We start from the raw sequence: 24,271 nt of genomic DNA, 5'->3' as shown, positions 1-24,271 counted from the left end.
ATGTGTTGGGCGCGCAACTTTATAACAGCTTTTTGATCAATCTTTGATCCGTTGGTCGATTGCCCTAGCGCCGTACGTCGGCCTGCGACAAGAAAGTCACATTTTTTTTTAGAAAATTTTTGGATAACCCAAAGGGGCTATGAATGAACAGTTATCAACAGGGGGCGCCCTTGCATGACACGCACAGCAAGACCATTGGTTACCTGCTATGGATTTTCGGCTTCACCGGGTCGCATCGTTTCTATTACGGCAAGCCGGTTACCGGCACGATCTGGTTCTTCACCTTCGGCCTGCTGGGCATCGGTTGGCTGATCGACCTGTTTCTGATCCCGTCCATGGACCGTGAAGCCGACCTGAGGTTCCAGCCCGGGCGCATCGACTACAACATTGCCTGGATTCTGCTGACCTTCCTGGGGGTGTTTGGCCTGCACAGGCTGTATCAGGGCAAGTGGGTGACGGCGATCATCTACTTCTTTACCGGCGGGCTGTTCCTGGTGGGGGTGCTGTATGACTTCTGGACGCTGAACACCCAGGTTTCCGAGCGCAATGCCTTGCGTTGAAATGCTTCGAGGCGTCGAACCGCCGCAAATAGGCTAGAAGCGCCCATGAAAAAGGCCTTGTCGCACCGAAGCGGCAAGGCCTTATTTGTTACTGACGGGTCTGCCGCTGTTGCAGCAACAGGTTGCTGAAACCTGCCCCGGCCAGCTGCTTCTGTGCCCCGGTCAGCTGTTCACGGTTGCTGAACGGCCCGACCAGTACGCGGTACCAGGTCTCATCCTTGACCGTGCCCGACTCCACCTTAACCGACTGGCCCAGCAGGATGATCTGCGCGCGCACTTTGTCGGCATCGGCCTGCTTGCGGAACGAGCCGGCCTGCAGGAAGAACTGGGTGGTCGCCGCCGGCTTGATCACTGGTGGCGCCGGTGGCGGGGTTTGGCCCAGCAGCGCTGCCTGGGCCCGCGCCGTGTCGATTTTCGCCGCTTCTGCCGGCGTCACCGGGGTAACCGGCTGGGCCGGTACCGGTGGCGTCTTCTCGGGCACGGCCTCTGGCGGCACGATGACCTCGGACTCCGGCAGCAGGGTGTAGAAGTCGTATTTCGGCTTCACCGGCTGCTGCGCGGTAGCCTGCGCAGGCTTGCTGGCTTCGGCCACTTTCTCCGGCTTCTGCTGCTCGGGATTGGCGCGCTTGATGTCTTCGCTGCCTGGTTCGAGCTTCATCAGGAAGACGATGAACGCGCCTACGGTCAGGCCGACCGCCAGCCATACCCAACCGGGTATCGGCTGCTTGGCCGGCGCCGTCTGGCGGCTGGCGCCGCGTTTGGGGGCAGGTTTTTTCTTGGCAGCCAACTTACATGCGCTCCAGGGTTTCCAGGCCGAGCAGTTCCAGACCTTGCTTGAGGGTGCGGCCAGTCAGGGCAGCCAGGCGCAGGCGGCTCTGCTGCTGCTCTGGGGTTTCGGCGGCGAGGATCGGGCAGTTCTCGTAGAAGCTGGAGAACAGGCCGGCCAGGTCGTACAGGTAGCTGCACAGCACGTGTGGCGTGCCCTTCTCGGCGACGTTGTTGAGGATTTCGCCAAACTGCGCCAGGCGCGCAGCCAGGTCCTGCTCGTGGGCAGCCTGCAGCACGATTTTGCCGTCGACTTCGTCAAAGCCCTTGCCCAGCTTGCGGAACACGCCGGCCACGCGGGTGTAGGCGTACAGCAGGTACGGTGCGGTGTTGCCTTCGAAGTTGAGCATCAGTTCGAAGTTGAAGCTGTAGTCGCTGGTGCGGTGCTTGGACAGGTCGGCGTATTTCACCGCGCCAATGCCCACCACTTCGCCAATGTGGCGCAGGTCTTCGTCGGCCAGGCTCGGGTTCTTTTCCTTGACCAGTGCATAAGCGCGTTCCTTGGCTTCGGTGAGCAGGTCGATCAGCTTCACGGTGCCGCCGTCACGGGTCTTGAATGGGCGGCCGTCGGCGCCATTCATGGTGCCGAAGCCCATGTGTTCCATCTGCATCGGGTGGCCGACGAAGCCGGCGCGGCGTGCTACTTCGAACACCTGGTTGAAGTGCAGCGCCTGGCGCTGGTCAACGAAGTACAGGGCGCGGTCGGCCTTGAGCACGTTGCTGCGGTAGCGCACCGCAGCCAGGTCGGTGGTGGCGTACAGGTAGCCGCCGTCGGCCTTTTGCACGATCACCGGCAGCGGGTCGCCGTCGCTGTTCTTGAACTCTTCGAGGAACACGCATTGGGCACCCTGGTCTTCGACCAGCAGGCCCTTGGCCTTAAGGTCGGCCACCACGTTGGCCAGGTCGTCGTTGTAGGCGCTTTCACCCATCACGTCGGCCATGGTCAGCTTGACGTTGAGCAGTTCGTAGGTCTTCTGGCAGTGCGACAGCGAGATGTCCTTGAAGCGCGTCCACAGGGCCAGGCAATCAGGGTCGCCAGCCTGCAGCTTGACCACCAGGCCACGTGCACGGGTAGCGAACTCTTCGGACTCGTCGAAACGCTTCTTGGCGGCGCGGTAGAAGTTCTCCAGGTCCGACAGTTCGTCGCTGGTGATCGGGTTTTCCTGCAGGTAGGCCATCAGCATGCCGAACTGGGTGCCCCAGTCGCCCACGTGGTTCTGGCGGATCACGTTGTCGCCGAGGAACTCCAACACGCGCGCCACGCTGTCGCCAATGATGGTCGAGCGCAGGTGGCCGACGTGCATCTCCTTGGCCAGGTTGGGTGCCGACATGTCGATCACCACCTTTTGCGCAGGGCCGGCCTTGCGCGCACCCAGGTGGGCGTCGGCCAGGGCGGCATCCAGGCGGTTGGCCAGGGCATCGGTGTTCTGGAAGAAGTTCAGGAAGCCGGGGCCGGCGATTTCGACCTTGCTGATGTCGGCGCTGGCCGGCAGGGCGTTGATCAGTTTTTCGGCCAGGTCGCGCGGCTTCATGCCGGCCGGCTTGGCCAGCATCATGGCGATGTTGCTGGCGAAGTCGCCGTGGGTCTTGTCCCGGGCGTTTTCCACCTGGATCGCCGGCGACAGCCCTTCAGGCAGCACACCGTCGGTGACGAGTTGGGTGAGGGCTTGCTGGATCAGCTGGCGAATGGTGTCTTTCATGGGGATCTCTTTTCGACCGCAAGCGCGGTGGAGCGCTTGGATGCGCAGGTGGAAAAACTGGGCATTATCCGTGGCTGGGAGCGGGTTGCCAACCTTTGGGGCTTGCCTGGCTTCAGAATGCCGGGGCCGGCCTGCGGCCCTTTCGCGACGCAAGGCCGCTCCCGCAGGAGGTATGCGTCTGCTGAAATCAATAAAGGTCGACCGGGTCGACATCCAGCGACCAGCGCACCTGGCGCCCGCTCGGTATCTGTTCCAACACTAGCAACCAGGCGCTGATCAGTCGATGCAAAGGCGCCCGGGTGTTGGCCTGTATCAATAGTTGTGCGCGGAAGCGCCCGGCACGGCGTTCCATGGGCGCCGGTACCGGGCCCAGCAGCTCGATGCCCGGCAGGCGCTGTTCGGCCAGCAGGCGCTCGGCGGCGGCACAGGCTTCGTCAAGGAAGCCTTCAGCCTGCCCCGGCTTGTGCGCTTCGGCGCGCAGCAAGGCCAGGTGCGAGTAAGGTGGCAGCCCGGCGGCGCGGCGTTCGTCCAGGGCCTGTTCGGCAAAGGCGAAGTAGCCCTGCTCGGTGAGCTGTACCAGCAGCGGGTGGTCGGCCAGGTGGGTCTGGATAATCACCTTGCCAGGCTCTTCGGCACGCCCGGCACGCCCGGCCACCTGCACGATCAGCTGCGCCATGCGTTCGCTGGCGCGGAAATCACCGGAGAACAACCCGCCATCGGCATCGAGGATGGCCACCAGGGTCACCCGCGGGAAGTGGTGGCCCTTGGCGAGCATCTGGGTGCCGACAAGGATGCTTGGCTGGCCGCGCTGGATGGTGTTGAACAGGTTGTGCATGGCGTCCTTGCGCGCCGTGCTGTCGCGGTCCACGCGCAGGATCGGGTAATCCGGAAACAGCACTTTCAGGCGCTCTTCAGCGCGCTCGGTACCTGCGCCGACCGGGCGCAGGTCAACGTGGTTGCATTGCGGGCACTGGTGCGGCAGGCGCTCGTCATAGCCGCAGTGGTGGCAGCGCAGCACGCCGGAGCGCTGGTGTACGGTCATGCGCGCATCGCAGCGCGGGCATTCGGACAGCCAGCCGCAATCGTGGCACAGCAAGGTTGGCGCGAAACCGCGGCGGTTGAGGAACACCAGCACTTGCTGGCCGGCTTCCAGGGTCTGCCGAATGGCCTGCTGCAGCGGGCCGCTGATGCCGCTGTCCAGCGGCAGGCTTTTCACATCCAGGCGCAGCATGCGCGGCGGGCGCGCACCGCCGGCGCGCTGGTTCATGCGCAACAGGCGGTAGCGGCCGGTGAGGGCGTTGTGCAAGGTCTCCAGTGACGGCGTGGCGGAGCCGAGCAGGATCGGGATGTTCTCCTGGTGGGCGCGCACCAGCGCCAGGTCGCGGGCGTGATAGCGCAGGCCTTCCTGCTGCTTGTAGGAGCCGTCGTGCTCTTCGTCGATGATGATCAGGCCAGGGTTTTTCATCGGCGTGAACAAGGCCGAGCGGGTGCCGATGATGATGTCGGCTTCGCCGTCCCGCGCCGCCAGCCAGGCGTCCAGGCGCTCGCGGTCGTTGACTGCTGAATGCAGCAGGGCGATGCGGGCGTTGAAGCGTTGTTCGAAGCGCGCCAGGGTTTGCGGGCCGAGGTTGATCTCGGGGATCAGTACCAGCGCCTGCTTGCCGGCTTCCAGGGTTTCGCGGATCAGCTGCAGGTAAACCTCGGTCTTGCCGCTGCCGGTAACGCCGGCCAGCAGAAACGCGCCGAAGCCGCCAAAGCCTTCGCGTACGGCGTCGAAAGCGTCGCGTTGCTCCTCGTTCAGCGGCAGTTCCGGCTGCGCCAGCCAGTGTTCATGGCGTATCGCCGGCAGTTGGCGGCGGACCTCGATCTGCACCAGGTCCTTGGCCAGCAGCAGGTCGAGGCTGTCCTTGTTCAGGTTGAGCTTGGCCAGCAAGCTGTGGGCCACGCCGTGCGGGTGCTGGGCCAGGGTCTTGAGGGCGTCGCGCTGGCGCGGCGCACGGGCGATGCGCGGGTCTTCCAGGCGGGCGCCGGGGGCCATGTGCCAGAAGCGCTCCTGGCGCATTTCGGCGGGTTCGCCCTGGCGCAGCAGCGTTGGCAAGGCCCAGCTCAGGGTGTCGCCCAAGCTGTGCTGGTAGTACTGGGCGGTCCACAAGCAGAGCTTGAACAGCGACGCAGGGATTGGCGACACCGGGTCGAGCAGGACGCTGGCCGGTTTGAGCTTGTCGGCGGGTACTTCGCTTTGTGCGCAAACCTCCACCAGCACACCAATCATTTCGCGGCGGCCGAATGGCACGCGAATGCGCATGCCTGGGGTCAAGGCCTGGCGCGCCATGCTCGCCGGCGCCTTGTAGTCGAACAGGCGGCGCAGCGGGGAGGGTAGGGCAAGGCGCAGGATGACGTCGGACACGCGGAAAGTCTCGGAGGGTATTACAAGAACTGGCGAGCCTAGCAGACGACGGTCGGTGCAAGCGACAACTTGCACTGGCGCGGCGCTCTGGTATTATTCGCCGCCTAATTACGTGCGGTATTCAACAATTGGTGTTGGGTGGCGGCACGCAGCTCGAGGAAGTGACCATGAAAGAAGGTATCCACCCGAACTACGAAGTAGTTGCAGTCACCTGCAGCTGCGGCAACAAGTTCGAAACTCGTTCGACCCTGGGCAACACCCTGGCGATCGACGTTTGCAACCTGTGCCACCCGTTCTACACCGGTAAGCAGAAAGTCCTGGACACCGGTGGTCGCGTACAGAAGTTCGCCGATCGCTTCGGCATGTTCGGTACCAAGAAGTAATCATGCGCATGGCGAACCCCTCGGGTTTCGCATTGCTGCAAAAAAAGGCGCCCCTTGTGGGCGCTTTTTTTATGGGCGTCATCTGGAATTTCCCGGCCCTGGCGTTTTGCCCGCTGCCGGAGCAGCCGCAGCAGGTGGCGGTGCGCCAGGTGGTGGATGGCGATACCTTGCGCCTGGTCGATGGCCGCAGCGTGCGGCTGATTGGCATCAATGCCCCGGAAATTGGCCGCAACGGGCGCACCAGCGAACCCTATGCCGAGGCGGCCAAGCAGCGCCTGCAGGCGTTGGTCAAGACCAGTGACGGGCGTGTCGGGCTGGTGCCGGGTATCGAGGCCAAAGACAAATACGGCCGCACACTGGCGCATATCTATGGCCGTAATGGCGACAATCTAGAAGCACAACTGCTCAGCGAGGGCTTGGGCTACCGCGTTGCGGTGGCCCCCAATGTGCGCCTCAGCGGTTGCCAGCAGCTTGCCGAACAGGCGGCGCGCAAGGCCGGTGCCGGCTTGTGGCACCGTTCGCCGGTGGTGCGTGCGGCTGATGTAAGGCAGTCGGGTTTTGCTGTTGTCGGTGGCCGCATAGAAGGCATCGAGCGCAATCGTGGTGGGGTCTGGCTCACCCTGGAAAATGCCGTGGTGCTGCAGGTTCCCGCTCGTCTGCAACGCAACTTCCCCGCCAGCTTCTTCGATAACCTCAAGGGACGCCAGGTCGAAGCGCGTGGCTGGGTGCTGGATCGTTCCCGCAAGGGTGGGCTCAAGCCCGGGCAGCGACGCTGGGTGTTGCCGTTGACCGATCCGAGCATGTTGGAGCGCATTTCAGGCTAAAAGATGTAGACATTCCGCTATTAGATTGTACACACTGTGAGCCGTATGCCCCCGTGGGTTATAGCGTAAAGTCGTAGGCTAAAGGCCTTGACACAAGTGACCGACCAGTCTTGTGACTCCCCGGCTCTTTGCGTATCCTCGGCGGTCCGTCAGAACAGTAAATAGCGGAATGCCCACCATGTCAGACCTGAAAACCGCCGCTCTCGAATACCACGCTCAACCTCGTCCGGGGAAACTGAGCGTCGAACTTTCCAAGCCCACTGCCACCGCCCGTGACCTCGCCCTGGCCTACAGCCCAGGTGTTGCTGAGCCCGTGCGTGAAATCGGCCGTGATCCAGAGCTGGCTTACAAGTACACCGGCAAAGGCAACCTGGTTGCGGTGATTTCCGATGGCACCGCCATCCTCGGTCTGGGTGACCTCGGCCCACTGGCTTCCAAGCCGGTCATGGAAGGCAAGGGTGTTCTGTTCAAGCGTTTCGCCGGTATCGACGTGTTCGACATCGAAGTCGAATCGGAAAGCCCGCAAGCCTTCATCGACACCGTTCGCCGCATCTCGATTACCTTCGGTGGCATCAACCTTGAAGACATCAAGGCGCCAGAGTGCTTTGAAATCGAGCGCACCCTGATCGAACAGTGCGACATCCCGGTATTCCACGATGACCAGCACGGCACCGCTATCGTGACCGCGGCCGGCATGATCAACGCCCTGGAAATCGCTGGCAAAAAGCTCGAAGACGCCAAGATCGTCTGCCTGGGTGCCGGCGCTGCTGCCATCTCCTGCATGAAGCTGCTGGTGAGCATGGGTGCCAAGGTCGAGAACATCTACATGATCGACCGTAGCGGCGTGATTCACGCTGGCCGTGACGACCTGAACCAGTACAAGGCGCAGTTCGCCCACGCTACCGACAAGCGCACCCTGGCTGACGCCCTCGACGGCGCTGACGTGTTCGTAGGCCTGTCTGGCCCGAACCTGCTGAGCCCGGAAGGCCTGAAGTCGATGGCTGCCAACCCGATCGTGTTCGCCTGCTCGAACCCGGACCCGGAAATTTCGCCAGAGCTGGCTCACGCCACTCGCAGCGACGTGATCATGGCTACCGGTCGTTCCGACTACCCGAACCAGGTCAACAACGTACTGGGCTTCCCGTTCATCTTCCGTGGTGCCCTGGACGTTCGCGCCAAGCGCATCAACGAAGAAATGAAGATTGCCGCCGCCGTCGCCCTGAAAGACCTGGCCAAGCTGCCAGTGCCGAAGGAAGTCTGCGATGCCTACGGCGTCGAAGGCCTCGAGTTTGGCCGTGAGTACATCATTCCGAAGCCGCTGGACGCACGCCTGATCACTGTCGTTTCCGACGCTGTGGCCAAGGCCGCCATCGAATCCGGCGTGGCTACCCTGCCGTATCCGAAGCACTACCCGCTGACCAGCGTGGATGACGTTTTCAACGGCTGATTGCCGCTGTAGCGACATAAAAAAGCCCCGGCTCGCAAGAGCCGGGGCTTTTTGTTTGCCGATGGAGTGCCAGCGCCTGTGAGATCGAGCGCCGCGCGGGCGGCGCTCGATTTACGCGCCCACGCAAAATCCGAACCAGGCACCCTGCCTCAGAACAGATCCATCGGCGCTGCTTCGTCGGCTGGCAGCGGGCTGCCCGGTGCCGCGCCGTTGCCCAGCTCATCCACCGATGGCGGCGAGTCTTCGGCCTTGAACAGCTCGAAGTAGGCATTCGGCGTGCTCGGCGAGGCGGCGCGGCCGCTAACCGGGTCGACGCGCAGGCTGAGGATGCCTTCTGGCTCTGCAGGTGCATGCGCAGGCTTGTCCTTGAGCGCAGCGCCCATGAAAGTCATCCAGATCGGCAGCGCCACAGTGCCGCCGTACTCGCGACGGCCGAGGGTTTCCGGCTGGTCGAAGCCAACCCACACAGTGGTCACGTAATCGGCGTTGTAGCCGGAGAACCAGGCGTCCTTGGACTCGTTGGTGGTACCGGTCTTGCCCGCCAGGTCGGTACGGCCCAGGGCCAGTGCCCGGCGGCCGGTACCACGCTTGATTACGTCCTGCAGCATGCTGGTGAGGATGTAGGTGGTGCGCCCGTCGATGATCTGTTCGGCCACTGCCGGCGCCTGCGGTGCGGCTGCTACCTCGCTGAAGGCAGAGGGTGCCTCGCCTGGCATGGCTGCAGTGCTGATCGGCTGCTCAGGGGCGGCCAGGCCAGCCTGGTCCTGGGCACCTTGCGGTACGCGAGCCGGGTTGGCGGTGAACAGCGTTTCGCCGCTGCGGCTTTCGATACGGTCGATCAGGTACGGGTTGATCTTGTAGCCGCCGTTGGCAAAGGTGCTCCAGCCAGTGGCGATTTCCATTGGGGTCAGGGTGGCGGTGCCCAGGGCCAGCGACAGGTTGCGTGGCAAGTCTTGCTTGTTGAAGCCGAACTTGGCGATGTAGTCGATGGTGCGGTCCACGCCCATGGCCTGTAGCAGGCGGATCGACACCAGGTTGCGCGACTTGTACAGCGCCTCGCGCATGCGGATCGGGCCCAGGAAGGTGTTGGTGTCGTTCTTCGGCCGCCAGACCTTGTCCAGGTACTCGTCGACGAACACGATCGGCGCATCGTTGACCAGGCTGGACGCGGTGTAGCCGCTGTCCAGGGCGGCGCTGTAGATGAACGGCTTGAAGCTCGAACCCGGCTGGCGCTTGGCCTGCATGGCGCGGTTGTAATTGCTCTGTTCGAACGAGAAGCCGCCGACCAGTGCACGAATGGCGCCGTTATAGGGGTCGAGGGTAACCAGCGCGCTTTGCGCCCCCGGCACCTGGCTGAACTTGAGCTTGCCATCCTCCAGGCGCTGCAGGCGCACCAGGTCGCCGACCTGTGCCACATCTGCCGGCGATTGTGGGGCGCGGCCCTGGGAGTTGCTGTTGATGAACGGGCGGGCCCATTTCATCGTGTCCCAGGCGACCAGTTCTTGCTGGCCGCTACGGGTCAGCACCTTGAGGCCGGTTTTTTCAACCTGGGTGACGATGGCGGGTTCCAGGCCGCCAAGGGTGCGCTGCTTGCCCAGCTCCTGCAGCCAGGCTGCCTGGGTGCGCCCCGGGAAGCGTGCTTCGGGGCCACGGTAGCCGTGGCGTTCGTCGTAGTCGGACAGCCCGTTGAGGACAGCCTTGTTGGCCATCTCCTGCATGTCGCTGGGCACTGTGGTAGTGACGCGGAAGCCTTCGGTGTAGGCATCGCTGCCGTAGCGGCCGACCATTTCGGCACGGGCCATTTCGGCGATGTAAGGCGCATTCACCTCAGGCGTCGGCACGTGGTAGCTGGCATTGAGCGGCTCGGCCAGGGCGGCCTCGTAGCTGGCCTGGTCGATCTTGCCCAACTTGTACATGCGACCGAGGATCCAGTCGCGGCGCTCTTTGGCGCGCACCGGGTTGGCCAGCGGGTTGAAGCGCGACGGTGCCTTGGGCAGGCCAGCGATCATCGCCATCTGCGCCAGGCTTACATCGCGGATCGACTTGCCGTAGTACACCTGCGCGGCGGCATCGATGCCATAGGCGCGGTTGCCCAGGTAGATCTTGTTTACGTACAGCTCGAGGATTTCGTCCTTGGTCAGCTCACGTTCGATCTGCAGGGCCAGCAAGATTTCGTTGGTCTTGCGCGAGAAGCTGCGCTCGCTGGTGAGGAAGAAGTTCTTCGCCACCTGCATGGTGATGGTGCTGCCGCCGGTCTGGATGTGCCCGGTTTTCACCAGCTGGGTCGCGGCGCGCATCAGGCTGCTGGGGTCAACACCGTAGTGGTTGAGGAAATTGTCGTCCTCGGCTGACAGAAGCGCCTGAATGAACTGTGGCGGAATTTCCGCGAAACGGATCGGCGAGCGGCGCATTTCGCCGAATTCGGCAATCAGCTTGCCGTCGCTGCTGTACACCCTGAGGGGGATCTGCAACTGGATGCTTCTGAGCGACTCGACCGAGGGAAGGCTGGGGCTAAGATACAGAAACGCACCGCTCACACCGAGTACGAGCGCGCAAATGACTGCGACGGAAGACCACCAGAAGAACTTCAGCAGACGTATCAAGGCTTTTCGGTGTCCAGGTTGGGAGTGGATTGCACGCAGGTCCGGCGGACCAAAAAACGCTGGGCATTATAAGCATTTTTTCGCCTCTCCGGGTTACCGGCCAGGCTGCCCGTCGCCTTGATGGGCAGCTGCGACAGACAACAAGGAAGCCGCGATGTTAGGACGCTTCGGCAAGGATGCCGGTTCACTCGTGGGGGTGGAAATCGCCCCTGATGCCGTTCGAATTGTGCAACTGCAGCGGCGCAACCGACGCTGCAGGGTGCTTGGTTCGGCACAAGAACCCTTCGAGCCGCCAGCTGGCAATGACTGGGTAAATGAGCCTGCCTTGGTGGCGGCTGCATTGCAGCGCGCCTATCGGCGCAGCGGCCTCAGGCAGCGTCGGGTAGCGCTGGCACTGCCGGCCAACCAGGTGATCTGCAAGCTGTGCCACCTGCCAGTGGCACAGGGCGGGGCGGAAATGGAGGCGCAGTTGCTGGCCGATGCTGAACGGTTGTTTCCATTCCCGCTGGAAGACCTGGCCCTGGATTTTCAGGTCATGGGGGCTTCAAGCGTTCAACCGGGTTGCTCCGAGGTAATGGTCGCTGCCTGTCGACAGAGTGCGCTGGCGTTGCTGGAAACAGTCGTCGAGCAAGCCGGCTTGCAGCTGGAGGCGGTCGAGGTCGACAACATTGCCCTGTGCCGCATGTTGCCGCAGGGTGGCCTTCAGGGGTCGGCACTGTTGCGTGTCGAAGCCCACGGCGCGACCCTCTATGATTGGCAACCGGGCCGGCCGTACCAGCGCCGTGAACTGCAGCTGCAGGGGTTGAATTTGACAGCGCAGTTGCCAGAGCGCCTGCACGCGTTGCTGGCCGACCAGCACTTGCCTTCGGGCCTGTGGATTGCCAGCAGTTCGTCGATCGACCTGGGCTGGTTGCAAAACCTTGGCACCCGCTTGAACGTGCCGTGTCGGCAACTGCCCGGCGTGGCGGGCCTTGAGCACGCCGATGGCTCGATGCTTCTGGCTTGCGCCCTGGCAATTGGAGGGTTGCGCCCATGATACGGCTCAACCTTCTGCCCTGGCGTGAGCGGCAACGTCAGGCGGCGCTGCGGCGTTTTCGTCGCCAGTTGGTTGCCAGTGCGCTGCTGGCGCTGTGCGCTGTGACGCTGGTCGACCAGTTGGCCCGCCAGCGCGGGCAGCAGCAGGCATTGGCCAATACCCAGTACCAGGCAGCCCTCGAACAGCTGAGCGCCCAATTGCAGCCGCTGGCCGATGTGCGTGCGCAGCATGAAGCGTTGCTCACCCGCGCGAAGGAGTTGGAGGCCTTGCAGGCCCATCAGGGCGTTCTGCCGGGTGTGTTCGCTGACCTTGAGGGGGCATTGCCAGTGGGGATTCAGCTGCTTGACCTCACCCTTGATAGCGGCCGTCTGCAAGTGACTGGGTTGGCCGAGTCCGGCGCACTGGTTGCTCAGTTCATGCGTGACCTGGATCGATCGAGTGCTTTGCTTGGCCTGGAACTCAAGCGCATCAGGAGCCTGCCGGGCGGCGATGAGTTTTTGCTGAGCGCGCGTGTTTCGGCGTTCTGGTCGTGAATGTAGCGGCGATCCTCACCTGGCTGGCAGTTGCCGAGCATTCCAGTCGTTTCAGGCGGCTGGCGCCAGTGCTGTTGGCCATGGTGGTGTTCGGCCTGGGCTGCGCCATGCGCTTGCCGGCAGTGTTTCAGCAGCAGGCGCAGGCGGATGCCAGGCACGCCGACTTGGGCGAACAGCATTCAGCTGGCATGAGGAAACTGGCCGAGCTGCAGGAGCTTCAGGGGGTGCTGGCTGCTGCTGAGCAGCGGTTGCAGGAAGCGCAGTGGCAACTGGCGGCCGGGGAGGGCATGAGTGACTTGCTCGACCGCCTGGCAGCCTCTGGGCATGCCCATGGCTTGCTGATAGAGCGGCTCGATGTGCATGAAGAGCAGCAACAGGCCGGTTTTCGCAAAGTGCCGCTGCAGCTGCAGGTGGTAGGGCGTTATGCAGCCTTGCGCCAGTGGCTGGACGACTGGTTGGGCCAGGTGCGTGTACTGCAAAGCGGTGACATGAGCCTGACTGCCGCCGATGCCCAGCCGGGGCTGCTGCGCCTGCAGTTGCATGTCGATGCCTTCCAGGCATCTGCGCCCATGCCGGCACCGGCTGTGCTTGCACGGATGCCGGCCAGGGCCGCAACGGCAGCGCCTGCGGTCGACCCATTTGCGCCTGGGGCGGCCCGATTGGCGAACTCCGGGCTGGCCAGTGTGCCGTTGGTGCAGCTGGAAATGGTCGGCAGCCTGTCGCGTGGGGCAGTGCATGAAGCACTGCTGATGGCGGCTGGCAGGCTCCATCGTGTGCGCCCGGGCGATCGGGTCGGGCGCGACCAGGGTGTGGTGGTGCGGGTTGATCAACGCCAGGTCGAAGTACGCGAACGGCTGTTCATGGCGGGGTTGTGGCATGAACGCACGGCGTTCATCAACCTTGCAAAGCGCTTGGGCAAGGAGGCCCTGGAGCAGGATGAAAACATTGATGAAGTGGGCGCTGGCAGCGCTGCTGTCGATCCCGTTGGCCTCGGCGACGCCCTATCAGGGTGAGCCCCTGTCGCTGAACTTCCAGGATGTGGAGGTGCGTTCGGTGCTGCAGGTGCTGGCCGACTATGCTGGCGTCAACCTGGTTGCCAGTGATGCGGTACAGGGTCGTGTCACCTTGCGCTTGCAGGATGTGCCGTGGGACCAGGCCCTTGACCTGGTGCTGCACAGCAAGGGCTTGGCCCGTCGCCAGGACGGCAATGTGCTGCTGGTGGCACCTGCAGCGGAGTTTGCCGCGCAGCCGTTCGATACCCGCGTGGGCCAGGCGCTGGGCGCGCAGCTGCAACCGTTGCGTCGGGAACTGCTGCCCATCCACCACGCCAAGGCCGCCGAGCTGGCGGAGTTGTTGCGGGCGAGCCTGGCGGATGACGGCACCCTGGCCGGGCGGGGCAGCCTGAGTGTCGATGAGCGCACCAATACCCTGGTGGTGTACCAGCCTGCCGACCGGCTTGCCGAGTTGCGGCAGTTGGTGGCACAGCTGGATGTGCCTGTACGCCAGGTGGCGATCGAGGCGCGTATTGTCGAGGCCAACGTCGATTACGAGAGGAGCCTGGGGGTCCGCTGGGGCGGGCCTTTGTACGGGGAGAGTCCGCGCCTGGGCAAGGAGCTGTTCGTCGACCTCGGGGTGGAGCGCGCTGCTAGCAGCATCGGCCTGGGCCTGCTGCGCGGGGACGTGCTGCTCGACCTTGAGCTCAGTGCCATGGAAAAAAGCGGCAATGGCGAGATCATCTCGCAGCCCAAGGTGGTTACAGCGGACAAGGAAACGGCCAGGATCCTCAAGGGCACCGAGGTGCCATACCAGGAAACCAGCCAGAGCGGCGCCACGTCGGTTGCTTTCCGCGAAGCCTCGCTGTCGCTGGAGGTAACCCCGCAGATCACCCCGGACAACAAGGTAATCATGGCCGTCAGGGTGACCAAGGACGAGCCGGACTACGTCAATGCCTTGAACAACGTACCGCCGATCCGCAAGAACGAGGTCAATGCCAAGGTTCGCGTGGCTGACGGCGAAACGATCGTGATCGGTGGCGTCTACTCGACTTCGCAAAACAATGTGGTCGACAAGGTGCCATTTTTCGGCGATCTGCCGTATGTTGGGCGGCTGTTTCGACGCGATGCATTACAAGAGAAAAAATCCGAGCTGCTGGTCTTCCTGACTCCGCGTATCATGAGTGACCAGGCGATTGCTGTGAGTCGTTGATTCTGTGCGAAATTTGATACTTGTGGGGCCCATGGGCGCTGGAAAAAGCACCATTGGACGCCTATTGGCCAAAGAGCTGCGCCTGCTGTTCAAGGATTCCGACAAGGAAATCGAACTGCGATGCGGCGCCAACATCCCGTGGATTTTCGACAAGGAAGGCGAGCCGGGTTTCCGTGATCGCGAGCAGGCGATGATTGCCGAGCTGTGCGCACTTGATGGCGTGGTCCTGGCCACCGGTGGTGGCGCGGTCATGCGCGAAGCCAACCGTCAGGCGCTGCACCAGGGTGGCCGGGTGATTTACCTGCATGCCTCGGTGGAACAGCAGGTTGGCCGTACCGCGCGCGACCGCAATCGCCCGCTGCTGCGCACCGCCAACCCCGAGGCGACCCTGCGCGCCCTGCTGGAAACCCGCGACCCGCTCTACCGCGAGATCGCCGACGTAGTGGTGGAAACCGACGAGCGGCCGCCACGCATGGTGGTGATCGATATTCTCGAGCGCCTGCAGCAGTTGCCGCCCCGTTAACCCGGGACTATTCTCGGCCACCAGCGCCGAGGCGAGGTTCAACGTTACCGCGCAGGTCGCCCGAACGGCGCCGCGCCCAAGTACATTGTGGGGATACATGCAGACACTAAAGGTCGACCTGGGCGAGCGTAGCTACCCGATCTACATTGGCGAAGGCCTGCTGGACCAGCCCGAGCTGCTGGCGCCGCACATTGCCGGGCGGCAGGTCGCCATCGTTTCCAACGAGACCGTCGCGCCCCTGTATCTCGAGCGCCTGAGCAAGACCCTCGGGGCCTACTCGGTGCTGCCGGTGGTATTGCCCGATGGCGAAGCCCACAAGAACTGGGAAACCCTGCAACTGATCTTCGATGGCCTGCTGACGGCCCGGCATGACCGTCGCACCACCGTGGTTGCCCTGGGCGGCGGCGTGATCGGTGACATGGCCGGCTTCGCCGCCGCCTGCTACCAGCGCGGTGTCGACTTCATCCAGGTGCCGACCACCTTGTTGTCGCAGGTCGATTCCTCGGTGGGCGGCAAAACCGGCATCAACCACCCGTTGGGCAAGAACATGGTCGGTGCCTTCTACCAGCCCAATGCGGTGCTGATCGACACCACCAGCCTGAAGACCTTGCCTGCGCGCGAGCTGTCGGCTGGCCTGGCCGAAGTGATCAAGTACGGCCTGATCTGCGACAAACCGTTCCTCGCCTGGCTCGAAGACAATATGCAGGCCCTGCGTGCCCTCGACTCGGTGGCCCTGACCGAAGCTATCCGCCGCTCCTGCGCAGCCAAGGCTGCCGTGGTGGGTGCCGACGAGCGCGAGTCTGGCGTACGGGCCACGCTGAACCTGGGGCATACCTTTGGGCATGCCATCGAGACCCACATGGGCTATGGCGTGTGGCTGCACGGCGAAGCCGTGGCGGCGGGCACGGTAATGGCCCTGGAAATGTCCATGCGCCTTGGCTGGATCGACCAGGTCGAGCGCGATCGCGGAATCCGCCTGTTGCAGGACGCAGGTTTGCCGGTGGTGCCACCACAGGAAATGACCCCGGCGCATTTCATGGAGCACATGGCGGTCGACAAGAAGGTGCTCGACGGTCGTCTGCGTCTGGTGCTGCTGCGCCAGATGGGCGAGGCCGTGGTGACCGACGACTATCCGAAAGAGATTCTACAGGCCACGCTGTCGGCGGATTACCGCGCGATCGTGGCCCAGCTTTGAGGTTGTGACAGCGCAATGACCAGTTTGCATGCCGATGAGGCCTTTCTCGACCATTACCAGTTGAGCCACGATCCGTTCGCGCCCCGCGTGCCCGGCTTCAAGTTCTTCCCGGCCCAGCGCAAGCCCGTGCTTGGCCAGCTGCACCACCTGGCGCGCTACAGCCAGTTGATGCTGGTTGTCAGCGGGCCGTTGGGCAGTGGCAAGTCGCTGCTGCGCCAGGCCCTGGTAGCCAGCACCAACAAGCAGGCTGTGCAAAGCGTGGTGGTGTCTGCCCGCAGTGCCAGCGATGCTTCCAGTATGCTTGCCCAGGTTGCGCAGGAGCTGGACGTCGCCCAGGCTGAAATGCAGGCGATCCTGTCCAGGGTGGTGCAGCTGGCACTGACCGGGCAGGAAGTGTATTTGCTGGTGGACGATGCGGAACAACTCGACGAGTCGGCACTCCAAGCGTTGCTGGAGTTGGCGGCGGGGGTACCGGAAGGGCGCCCGCATGTGTTCCTGTTTGGTGAGCCTTCGCTGATTGCCGGGCTGGATGAGCTCAATGTCGAGGAAGAACGCTTCCACATCATCGAACTTGCCCCCTACAGTGAAGAAGAAACCCGCGAGTACCTGGAGCAGCGCCTGGAAGGGGCTGGCCGGGGCATCGAGGTGTTCAGCCGTGAACAGATCGCCGATATCCATGAAAACTCCGACGGCTGGCCTGGCAACATCAACCAGGTCGCCCGTGACACTTTGATCGAAGCCATGATCGCCAGCCGTACAACGGCCAAGCGACCATCCATGGGGTTCAAGATGCCTAAAAAACATGTGCTCGCGCTGTCCGCTGTGGTCGTGGTCGCCGTTGCGGCTGCGGTGTTGATGCCCAAGAAAGGCGACAAGGCACCGGCTGAGGCGCCAGCTGCCCAGGCCCAGCTGCCGCTTGGCGAGGGCAAGCAGGGGGCTAACATCGAGTTCTCTGGCTCGTCGCAGCCGATGCCGTTGCCACTGGTTGGCCAGTCGCAGCCGGTGATGCGCGAACCGTTGGCCCAGGCCGCAGGCATGGGCGAGGGTGAAGAAGGCAGCCCGGCGGGCGACACCGCACTGCAGCCTGGCAACCCGCCGCCAACCGTGACCACCATCGCGCCGCCGCAAGGCGTGCCGGCTGGCCCGGCACCTGCGCCGGCCCAGCCAGTAGCCAGTGCACCTGCTCAGCCAGTGCAGCCGGTTGCGCCTGCGCCAAAACCTGTCGCAACCCAGCCAGCCAAACCGGTTGCGCCAGCCAAGCCTGCACCAGCGCCGACTCAAGTCGCGGTGGCCAAGCCGGTAGCCAAGCCTGCCGAGAAGCCTGCGGCTGCTGGCAGCGGTAATGGTGGCTGGTACTCTGGGCAAAAGCCGGGCAATTACGTGGTGCAGATCCTCGGTACCAGCTCCGAAGCTTCGGCCCAGGCGTTCGTCAAGGCCCAGGGTGGCGACTATCGCTACTTCAAGAAAAACTTGCAGGGCAAGCCGCTGTACGTAGTCACTTACGGTAGCTTCGCCAGCCGCGATGCAGCGGTTGCGGCAATCAAGAACTTGCCAGCGAAGGTCCAGGCTGGTAAACCTTGGCCACGTACCGTCGCCAGCGTCCAACAAGAGCTGGCCTCGGCCCGCTGATACCTGCCGGGCGGCACCACCCCGCCGCCCAGTTGCTGAGCGATAACGACATTCGACTAGCCTGCTGCGCCTGAGCGCGGCAGGCTTTTCTGTCCCAGACTGCCGGCCACAAGCCCCTAGTTGCAGTCATGGCTGAAACGCTTCAGACTCAAGCCAAGCCGCTATCACGGCGCATGGCGCAAAAACATTCAAAATTGCGACATAAATTTTCAATGGTGAGACATGAAAATTTGTGGGCATCGCTGTCGCTGTGCAACAATGGTTTTCCATGGCCACCGCAAAAAAGCTGGCGTTTGATCGGCGTGGATGGTAAGTGGTTGTTAAAAAAGAGATTTGCCTCCGTTGAGAGGTGAACCTGGTGAGAATGTGTCTATGAAAACAGGTCTGTACCATCCCGAAGAATTCAAGGACAACTGTGGTTTTGGCCTGATCGCCCATATGACGGGTGAACCGAGCCACCACCTTCTGCAAACCGCCATGCAGGCGTTGACTTGCATGACCCACCGCGGCGGCATCAACGCCGACGGCAAGACCGGTGACGGTTGCGGTCTGCTCATGCAGAAGCCCGATCAATTCCTGCGTGCCGTGGCCCAGGAGCACTTCGCCGTCGAGCTGCCCAAGCAGTACGCCGTCGGCATGGTGTTCTTCAACCAGGACCCGGTCAAAGCCGAAGCCGCCCGCGCCAACATGGACCGCGAGATCCTCGCCGCTGGCCTGAAGCTGGTCGGCTGGCGCAAGGTGCCGATCGACACCAGCGTGCTCGGCCGCCTGGCCCTGGAGCGCCTGCCGCAGATCGAGCAGGTGTTCATCGGCGGTGAAGGCCTGAGCGACCAGGAATTCGCCATCAAGCTGTTCAGTGCCCGTCGCCGTTCGTCCGTGGCCAACGCCCACGACGCCGACCACTACATCTGCAGCTTCTCGCACAAGACCATCATCTACAAAGGCCTGATGATGCCGCGCGATCTCGCGGCGTTCTACCCAGACCTGGGTGACGAGCGCCTGCAAACCGCTATCTGCGTGTTCCACCAGCGCTTCTCCACCAACACCCTGCCGAAATGGCCGCTGGCGCAGCCGTTCCGCTTCCTCGCCCACAACGGCGAGATCAACACCATCACCGGCAACCGCAACTGGGCCATGGCCCGTCGCACCAAGTTCGCCAACGACCAGATCCCCGACCTCGAAGAGCTCGGCCCGCTGGTCAACCGCGTCGGTTCCGACTCCTCGAGCATGGACAACATGCTGGAGCTGATGGTTACCGGCGGCATCGACCTGTTCCGTGGCGTGCGCATGCTGGTACCGCCAGCCTGGCAGAACGTCGAGACCATGGATGCCGACCTGCGTGCCTTCTACGAATACAACTCCATGCACATGGAGCCGTGGGACGGCCCGGCCGGTATCGTCATGACCGAAGGCCGCCACGCGGTGTGCCTGCTCGACCGCAACGGCCTGCGCCCGGCGCGCTGGGTGACTACCACCAACGGCTACATCACCATCGCCTCGGAAATCGGCGTATGGGGCTACCAGCCTGAGGAAGTACTGGCCAAGGGCCGTGTCGGCCCGGGCCAGATCCTTGCCGTGGACACCGAAACCGGGCAGATCCTCGACACCGACGCCATCGACAACCGCCTGAAGTCGCGCCACCCGTACAAGCGCTGGCTACGTCAGCACGCCACGCGCATCCAGGCGACGCTGACCGACGACCAGGGTGTGGCCAGCTACGATGCTGACCAGCTCAAGCAATACATGAAGATGTTCCAGGTCACCTTCGAAGAGCGTGACCAGGTGCTGCGCCCACTGGGTGAGCAGGGCCAGGAAGCCGTTGGTTCGATGGGTGACGACACGCCGATGGCTGTGCTGTCGCAGCGCGTGCGTTCGCCGTACGACTTCTTCCGCCAGCAGTTCGCCCAGGTGACCAACCCGCCGATCGACCCGCTGCGCGAAGCGATCGTCATGTCGCTGGAAATCTGCCTGGGTGCCGAGCGCAACATCTTCCAGGAGTCCCCGGAGCACGCTTCGCGGGTAATCCTCAGTTCGCCGGTGATCTCGCCCGCCAAGTGGCGTTCGCTGATGAACCTGGAGCGCGAAGGCTTCGACCGCCAGCTGATCGACCTCAACTATGAGCAGAGCGTCGGCCTGGAAGCGGCCATCCGCAACATCGCCGACCAGGCTGAAGAAGCCGTGCGTGCGGGCAAGACCCAGTTGGTGCTGAGCGACCGCTACATCGCCCCGGGCAAGCTGCCGGTGCACGCTTCGCTGGCCGTTGGTGCAGTGCACCACCGCCTGACCGAGCAGGGCCTGCGTTGCGACAGCAACATCCTGGTGGAAACCGCCACCGCCCGTGACCCGCACCACTTCGCTGTGCTGCTGGGCTTCGGCGCCTCGGCCGTTTACCCGTACCTGGCTTATGAAGTACTGGCAGACCTGATCCGCACCGGCGAAGTACTGGGCGACCTGGATGAAGTCTTCAAGTACTACCGCAAAGGCATCTCCAAGGGCCTGCTGAAGATCCTGTCGAAGATGGGTATCTCCACCATTGCCTCGTACCGTGGTGCGCAGCTGTTCGAAGCCATCGGCCTGGCCGAGGAAGTGGTCGGCTTGAGCTTCAAGGGTGTGTCCAGCCGTATCAAGGGTGCGCGTTTCGAAGACCTGGAAAGCGACCAGAAGCTGCTGGCAGCCGAGGCCTGGAGCGCACGCAAGCCGATCCAGCAAGGTGGCTTGCTGAAGTTCGTCCACGGTGGCGAGTACCACGCTTACAACCCGGACGTGGTCAACACCCTGCAAGCCGCCGTGCAGCAGGGCGACTATGCCAAGTTCAAGGAATACACCACGCTGGTCGACCAGCGCCCGGTGTCGATGATCCGTGACCTGCTGAAGGTGAAAGTGGCCGATGAGGCCCTGCCGCTGGATCAGATCGAACCGCTGGAAGCGATCCTCAAGCGCTTCGACTCCGCCGGTATCTCGCTGGGCGCGCTATCGCCAGAGGCCCATGAAGCACTGGCCGAGGCCATGAACCGCCTGGGCGCACGCTCCAACTCCGGTGAGGGCGGTGAAGACCCGTCGCGCTACGGCACCATCCGTAGCTCGAAGATCAAGCAGGTGGCCACCGGTCGCTTTGGCGTGACCCCGGAGTACCTGGTCAACGCCGAAGTGCTGCAGATCAAGGTTGCCCAGGGCGCCAAGCCTGGCGAAGGCGGCCAGCTGCCGGGCGGCAAGGTCAACGGCCTGATCGCCAAGCTGCGCTACGCCGTGCCGGGTGTGACCCTGATCTCGCCACCGCCGCACCACGACATCTACTCGATCGAAGACCTGGCCCAGCTGATCTACGACCTCAAGCAGGTCAACCCGCAGGCGCTGGTATCGGTCAAGCTGGTGGCAGAAGCCGGCGTGGGCACCATCGCCGCTGGCGTGGCCAAGGCCTATGCCGACCTGATCACCATCTCTGGTTACGACGGTGGTACCGGCGCTTCGCCGCTGACCTCGATCAAGTACGCCGGCGCCCCGTGGGAACTGGGCCTGGCTGAAACCCACCAGACCCTGCGCGGCAACGACCTGCGTGGCAAGGTACGGGTACAGACCGACGGCGGCCTGAAAACCGGCCTGGACGTGATCAAGGCGGCCATCCTCGGCGCCGAAAGCTTCGGCTTCGGCACCGCACCCATGATCGCCCTGGGCTGCAAGTACCTGCGCATCTGCCACCTGAACAACTGCGCCACCGGCGTGGCCACGCAGAACGACAAGCTGCGCAAGGACCACTACATCGGCACCGTCGACATGGTGATCAACTTCTTCACCTTCGTCGCCGAAGAGACCCGTGAGTGGCTGGCCAAGCTGGGCGTGCGCAGCCTCGGCGAGCTGATCGGCCGCACTGACCTGCTCGACGTGCTGCCAGGCGACACCGAGCGCCAGCAGTACCTGGACCTGTCGCCGCTGCTGGGCAGCTCGCACATTCCGGCCGACAAGCCGCAGTTCTGCGAAGTCGACAAGAACCCGCCGTTCGACCAGGGCGAGCTGGCCGAGAAGATGGTGGACATGGCCATGCCGGCCATTCGCGACCAGGCCGGTGGCGAGTTCAGCCTCGACATCTGCAACTGCGACCGTTCCATCGGTGCGCGCGTGTCGGGTGAAATCGCTCGCCTGCACGGCAACCAGGGTATGGCCGCGGCGCCAATCACCTTCCGCTTCAAAGGCACTGCTGGCCAGAGCTTCGGCGTGTGGAACGCCGGAGGCCTGAACCTGCACCTGGAAGGCGACGCCAACGACTACGTCGGCAAGGGCATGACCGGTGGCAAGGTCACCATCGTGCCGCCAGCCGGCAGCCCGTTCGCCACCCAGCACAGCGCCATCGTCGGCAACACCTGCCTGTACGGTGCCACTGGCGGCAAGCTGTTTGCCGCGGGTACTGCGGGCGAGCGCTTCGCTGTGCGTAACTCCGGCGCCCACGCTGTTGTCGAGGGCACTGGCGATCACTGCTGTGAATACATGACCGGCGGCTTTGTCTGCGTGCTGGGCAAGACCGGTTACAACTTCGGCTCTGGCATGACTGGCGGCTTCGCCTACGTGCTCGACATGGACAACAGCTTCGTCGACAAGCTCAACCACGAACTGGTGGAAATCCAGCGTATCAGTGGTGAAGCGATGGAGGCCTACCGCAGCCACTTGGCGCGGGTCCTTGCCGAGTATGTGGAAGAGACCGGCAGCGAGTGGGGGCGTGAGCTCTCGGAGAACCTGGACGACTATGTGCGGCGCTTCTGGCTGGTCAAGCCGAAGGCGGCCAACCTGAAGCAACTGTTGTCCAGCACCCGTGCCAACCCGCAGTAAGTACAGCTGCAAGTGACGGCCCCGTGCGCGGGGCCCGTCGTGCTCAAGTGATCGTCTTGCAGCTTGCAGCCTGAGGCTGGCAACTGCGGTAAAGAGGTTTTGAAAAATGGCTGAACGTCTGAACAACGACTTCCAGTTCATCGAAGTGGGCCGCAAGGACCCGAAGAAAAAGCTGCTGCGCCAGCGCAAGAAGGAGTTCGTGGAAATCTACGAGCCGTTCAAGCCGCAGCAGTCCGTGGAGCAGGCACACCGCTGCCTGGGCTGCGGTAACCCGTATTGCGAGTGGAAGTGCCCGGTACACAACTTCATCCCCAACTGGTTGAAGCTGGTTTCCGAAGGCAACATCCTGGCCGCGGCGGAGCTGTCGCACCAGACCAACACCCTGCCGGAAGTGTGCGGCCGCGTGTGCCCGCAGGACCGCCTGTGCGAGGGTGCCTGCACCCTGAACGACGGCTTCGGCGCGGTGACCATCGGCTCGGTGGAGAAGTACATCACTGACACTGCCTTTGCCATGGGCTGGCGCCCGGACATGTCCAAGGTCAAGCCAACCGGCAAGCGCGTCGCCATCATCGGCGCCGGCCCGGCCGGCTTGGGCTGCGCTGATGTGCTGGTGCGCGCAGGTGTGACCCCGGTGGTGTTCGACAAGAACCCGGAAATCGGCGGCCTGCTGACCTTTGGCATCCCCGAGTTCAAGCTGGAAAAGACCGTGCTCAGCAACCGCCGCGAAGTGTTCACCGGCATGGGCATCGAGTTCCGCCTGAACACCGAGGTGGGCAAGGACGTGACCATGGAACAACTGCTCGCCGAGTACGACGCAGTGTTCATGGGCATGGGTACCTACACCTACATGAAGGGCGGCTTCCCGGGCGAGGACCTGCCGGGCGTGCATGACGCGCTGGACTTCCTGATCGCCAACGTCAACCGCAACCTGGGCTTCGAGAAGTCGCCGGAAGACTTCGTCGACATGCAGGGCAAGAAGGTCGTGGTACTGGGCGGTGGCGACACTGCGATGGACTGCAACCGCACCTCGATCCGCCAGGGCGCCAAAGCCGTGACCTGTGCTTATCGCCGTGACGAAGCCAACATGCCGGGTTCGCGCAAAGAGGTGAAGAACGCCAAGGAAGAGGGCGTGAAGTTCCTCTACAACCGCCAGCCTATCGCCATTGTCGGCGAGGACAAGGTCGAAGGCGTCAAAGTGGTGGAGACCCGCCTGGGTGAGCCGGATGCCCGTGGCCGCCGTAGCCCCGAGCCGATCCCGGGTTCCGAAGAGATCCTGCCGGCCGATGCCGTGGTGATCGCCTTCGGCTTCCGCCCGAGCCCGGCACCGTGGTTCGAGCAGCATGGTATCCAGCTGGACAGCCAGGGCCGTGTAGTGGCGCCGGAGAAGGGCAAGTTCAAGCACCAGACCAGCAACCCGAAAGTGTTTGCCGGTGGCGATATGGTGCGCGGTTCGGACCTGGTGGTGACGGCTATCTTCGAGGGCCGTACGGCTGCCGAGGGTATCCTCGACTATCTCGAAGTCTGATAGTTCGCATTCGCGGGCAAGCCCGCTCCTACAGGAATCGCGCGGAACCGGTGGGAGC

18 protein-coding genes are annotated in these 24,271 nt (G+C 63.4%); 14 read left to right on the top strand and 4 right to left on the bottom strand.

The genetic code is table 11. From position 1 onward, the window contains the following. Positions 1 to 143: 143 nt before the first annotated feature. Positions 144 to 560 (top strand): TM2 domain-containing protein, encoded by a 417-nt coding sequence (locus ABE456_RS05430; RefSeq protein WP_346643042.1) that lies wholly within the window; start codon positions 144 to 146, stop codon positions 558 to 560. An 88-nt stretch (positions 561 to 648) separates the two neighbouring features. Here ABE456_RS05430 and ABE456_RS05425 read toward each other — a convergent pair whose 3' ends face one another. The 3 genes from ABE456_RS05425 to ABE456_RS05415 all read right to left on the bottom strand — a co-directional run bounded on the left by ABE456_RS05425 (position 649) and on the right by ABE456_RS05415 (position 5,492). Further along, positions 649 to 1,347 carry an SPOR domain-containing protein gene (locus ABE456_RS05425; RefSeq protein ID WP_346643041.1) on the bottom strand — a complete coding sequence of 233 codons (699 nt, stop codon included), beginning with the start codon at positions 1,345 to 1,347 and terminating at the stop codon, positions 649 to 651. Between the two features lies 1 nt (position 1,348). Continuing rightward, positions 1,349 to 3,085 (bottom strand): arginine--tRNA ligase, encoded by a 1,737-nt coding sequence (gene argS, locus ABE456_RS05420; protein ID WP_346643040.1) that lies wholly within the window; start codon positions 3,083 to 3,085, stop codon positions 1,349 to 1,351. Between the two features lie 187 nt (positions 3,086 to 3,272). Then, positions 3,273 to 5,492, bottom strand: coding sequence for a primosomal protein N' (locus ABE456_RS05415; RefSeq protein ID WP_346643039.1), 2,220 nt, complete (start codon positions 5,490 to 5,492; stop codon positions 3,273 to 3,275). 167 nt (positions 5,493 to 5,659) lie between these two features. On the opposite strand from ABE456_RS05415, the gene rpmE reads away from it, so the two are divergent. From rpmE to ABE456_RS05400, 3 genes are all read left to right on the top strand, one after another. Continuing rightward, positions 5,660 to 5,875 carry a 50S ribosomal protein L31 gene (rpmE, locus tag ABE456_RS05410; protein ID WP_027920990.1) on the top strand — a complete coding sequence of 72 codons (216 nt, stop codon included), beginning with the start codon at positions 5,660 to 5,662 and terminating at the stop codon, positions 5,873 to 5,875. Positions 5,876 to 5,877: 2 nt separating this feature from the next. Beyond that, positions 5,878 to 6,699 carry a thermonuclease family protein gene (locus tag ABE456_RS05405; protein ID WP_346643038.1) on the top strand — a complete coding sequence of 274 codons (822 nt, stop codon included), beginning with the start codon at positions 5,878 to 5,880 and terminating at the stop codon, positions 6,697 to 6,699. 178 nt (positions 6,700 to 6,877) lie between these two features. Continuing rightward, positions 6,878 to 8,146 (top strand): malic enzyme-like NAD(P)-binding protein, encoded by a 1,269-nt coding sequence (locus ABE456_RS05400; protein WP_346643037.1) that lies wholly within the window; start codon positions 6,878 to 6,880, stop codon positions 8,144 to 8,146. Between the two features lie 149 nt (positions 8,147 to 8,295). Here ABE456_RS05400 and ABE456_RS05395 read toward each other — a convergent pair whose 3' ends face one another. Continuing rightward, the gene (locus ABE456_RS05395) at positions 8,296 to 10,749 is read right to left on the bottom strand and encodes a penicillin-binding protein 1A (RefSeq protein WP_346643036.1); all 2,454 of its coding nucleotides are present in this window, start codon (positions 10,747 to 10,749) and stop codon (positions 8,296 to 8,298) included. 154 nt (positions 10,750 to 10,903) lie between these two features. On the opposite strand from ABE456_RS05395, the gene pilM reads away from it, so the two are divergent. The 10 genes from pilM (at position 10,904) to ABE456_RS05345 (ending at position 24,213) form a co-directional block, all read left to right on the top strand. Next, positions 10,904 to 11,785 carry a pilus assembly protein PilM gene (pilM, locus tag ABE456_RS05390; RefSeq protein WP_346643035.1) on the top strand — a complete coding sequence of 294 codons (882 nt, stop codon included), beginning with the start codon at positions 10,904 to 10,906 and terminating at the stop codon, positions 11,783 to 11,785. Then, on the top strand, positions 11,782 to 12,318 hold the full coding sequence (locus ABE456_RS05385) for a PilN domain-containing protein (RefSeq protein WP_346643034.1): 537 nt from the start codon (positions 11,782 to 11,784) through the stop codon (positions 12,316 to 12,318). The genes pilM and ABE456_RS05385 overlap by 4 nt, the downstream gene beginning before the upstream one ends. An 11-nt stretch (positions 12,319 to 12,329) precedes the next feature. After that, a complete protein-coding gene (locus ABE456_RS05380) occupies positions 12,330 to 13,331 on the top strand; it encodes a pilus assembly protein PilP (RefSeq protein ID WP_346643111.1) in 1,002 nt (333 codons plus the stop codon). After that, positions 13,255 to 14,523: a type IV pilus secretin PilQ family protein gene (locus tag ABE456_RS05375; RefSeq protein WP_346643033.1), complete on the top strand. Its 1,269-nt coding sequence runs from the start codon at positions 13,255 to 13,257 to the stop codon at positions 14,521 to 14,523. The genes ABE456_RS05380 and ABE456_RS05375 overlap by 77 nt, the downstream gene beginning before the upstream one ends. A gap of 4 nt (positions 14,524 to 14,527) precedes the next feature. After that, positions 14,528 to 15,046 carry a shikimate kinase AroK gene (gene aroK / locus ABE456_RS05370; protein WP_346643032.1) on the top strand — a complete coding sequence of 173 codons (519 nt, stop codon included), beginning with the start codon at positions 14,528 to 14,530 and terminating at the stop codon, positions 15,044 to 15,046. 97 nt (positions 15,047 to 15,143) lie between these two features. Then, positions 15,144 to 16,241, top strand: a complete 1,098-nt coding sequence (aroB, locus tag ABE456_RS05365; RefSeq protein ID WP_346643031.1) for a 3-dehydroquinate synthase — start codon at positions 15,144 to 15,146, stop codon at positions 16,239 to 16,241. A gap of 15 nt (positions 16,242 to 16,256) precedes the next feature. Then, complete coding sequence (locus ABE456_RS05360) at positions 16,257 to 17,870, top strand: AAA family ATPase (RefSeq protein WP_346643030.1); 1,614 nt, start codon at positions 16,257 to 16,259, stop codon at positions 17,868 to 17,870. A gap of 128 nt (positions 17,871 to 17,998) precedes the next feature. Continuing rightward, the gene (locus ABE456_RS05355) at positions 17,999 to 18,223 is read left to right on the top strand and encodes a hypothetical protein (RefSeq protein WP_141729057.1); all 225 of its coding nucleotides are present in this window, start codon (positions 17,999 to 18,001) and stop codon (positions 18,221 to 18,223) included. Between the two features lie 19 nt (positions 18,224 to 18,242). Beyond that, entirely contained in the window at positions 18,243 to 22,688 is a 4,446-nt protein-coding gene (gene gltB, locus ABE456_RS05350) for a glutamate synthase large subunit (protein WP_346643029.1), read from the top strand. A gap of 106 nt (positions 22,689 to 22,794) precedes the next feature. Then, positions 22,795 to 24,213 (top strand): FAD-dependent oxidoreductase, encoded by a 1,419-nt coding sequence (locus tag ABE456_RS05345; protein WP_003249156.1) that lies wholly within the window; start codon positions 22,795 to 22,797, stop codon positions 24,211 to 24,213. The last annotated feature ends 58 nt before the right edge of the window (positions 24,214 to 24,271 follow it).

Source organism: Pseudomonas sp. TWI929, from assembly GCF_039673335.1.
Taxonomy (GTDB): domain Bacteria; phylum Pseudomonadota; class Gammaproteobacteria; order Pseudomonadales; family Pseudomonadaceae; genus Aquipseudomonas.
This window is presented reverse-complemented; position numbering and strand designations above follow the sequence as displayed.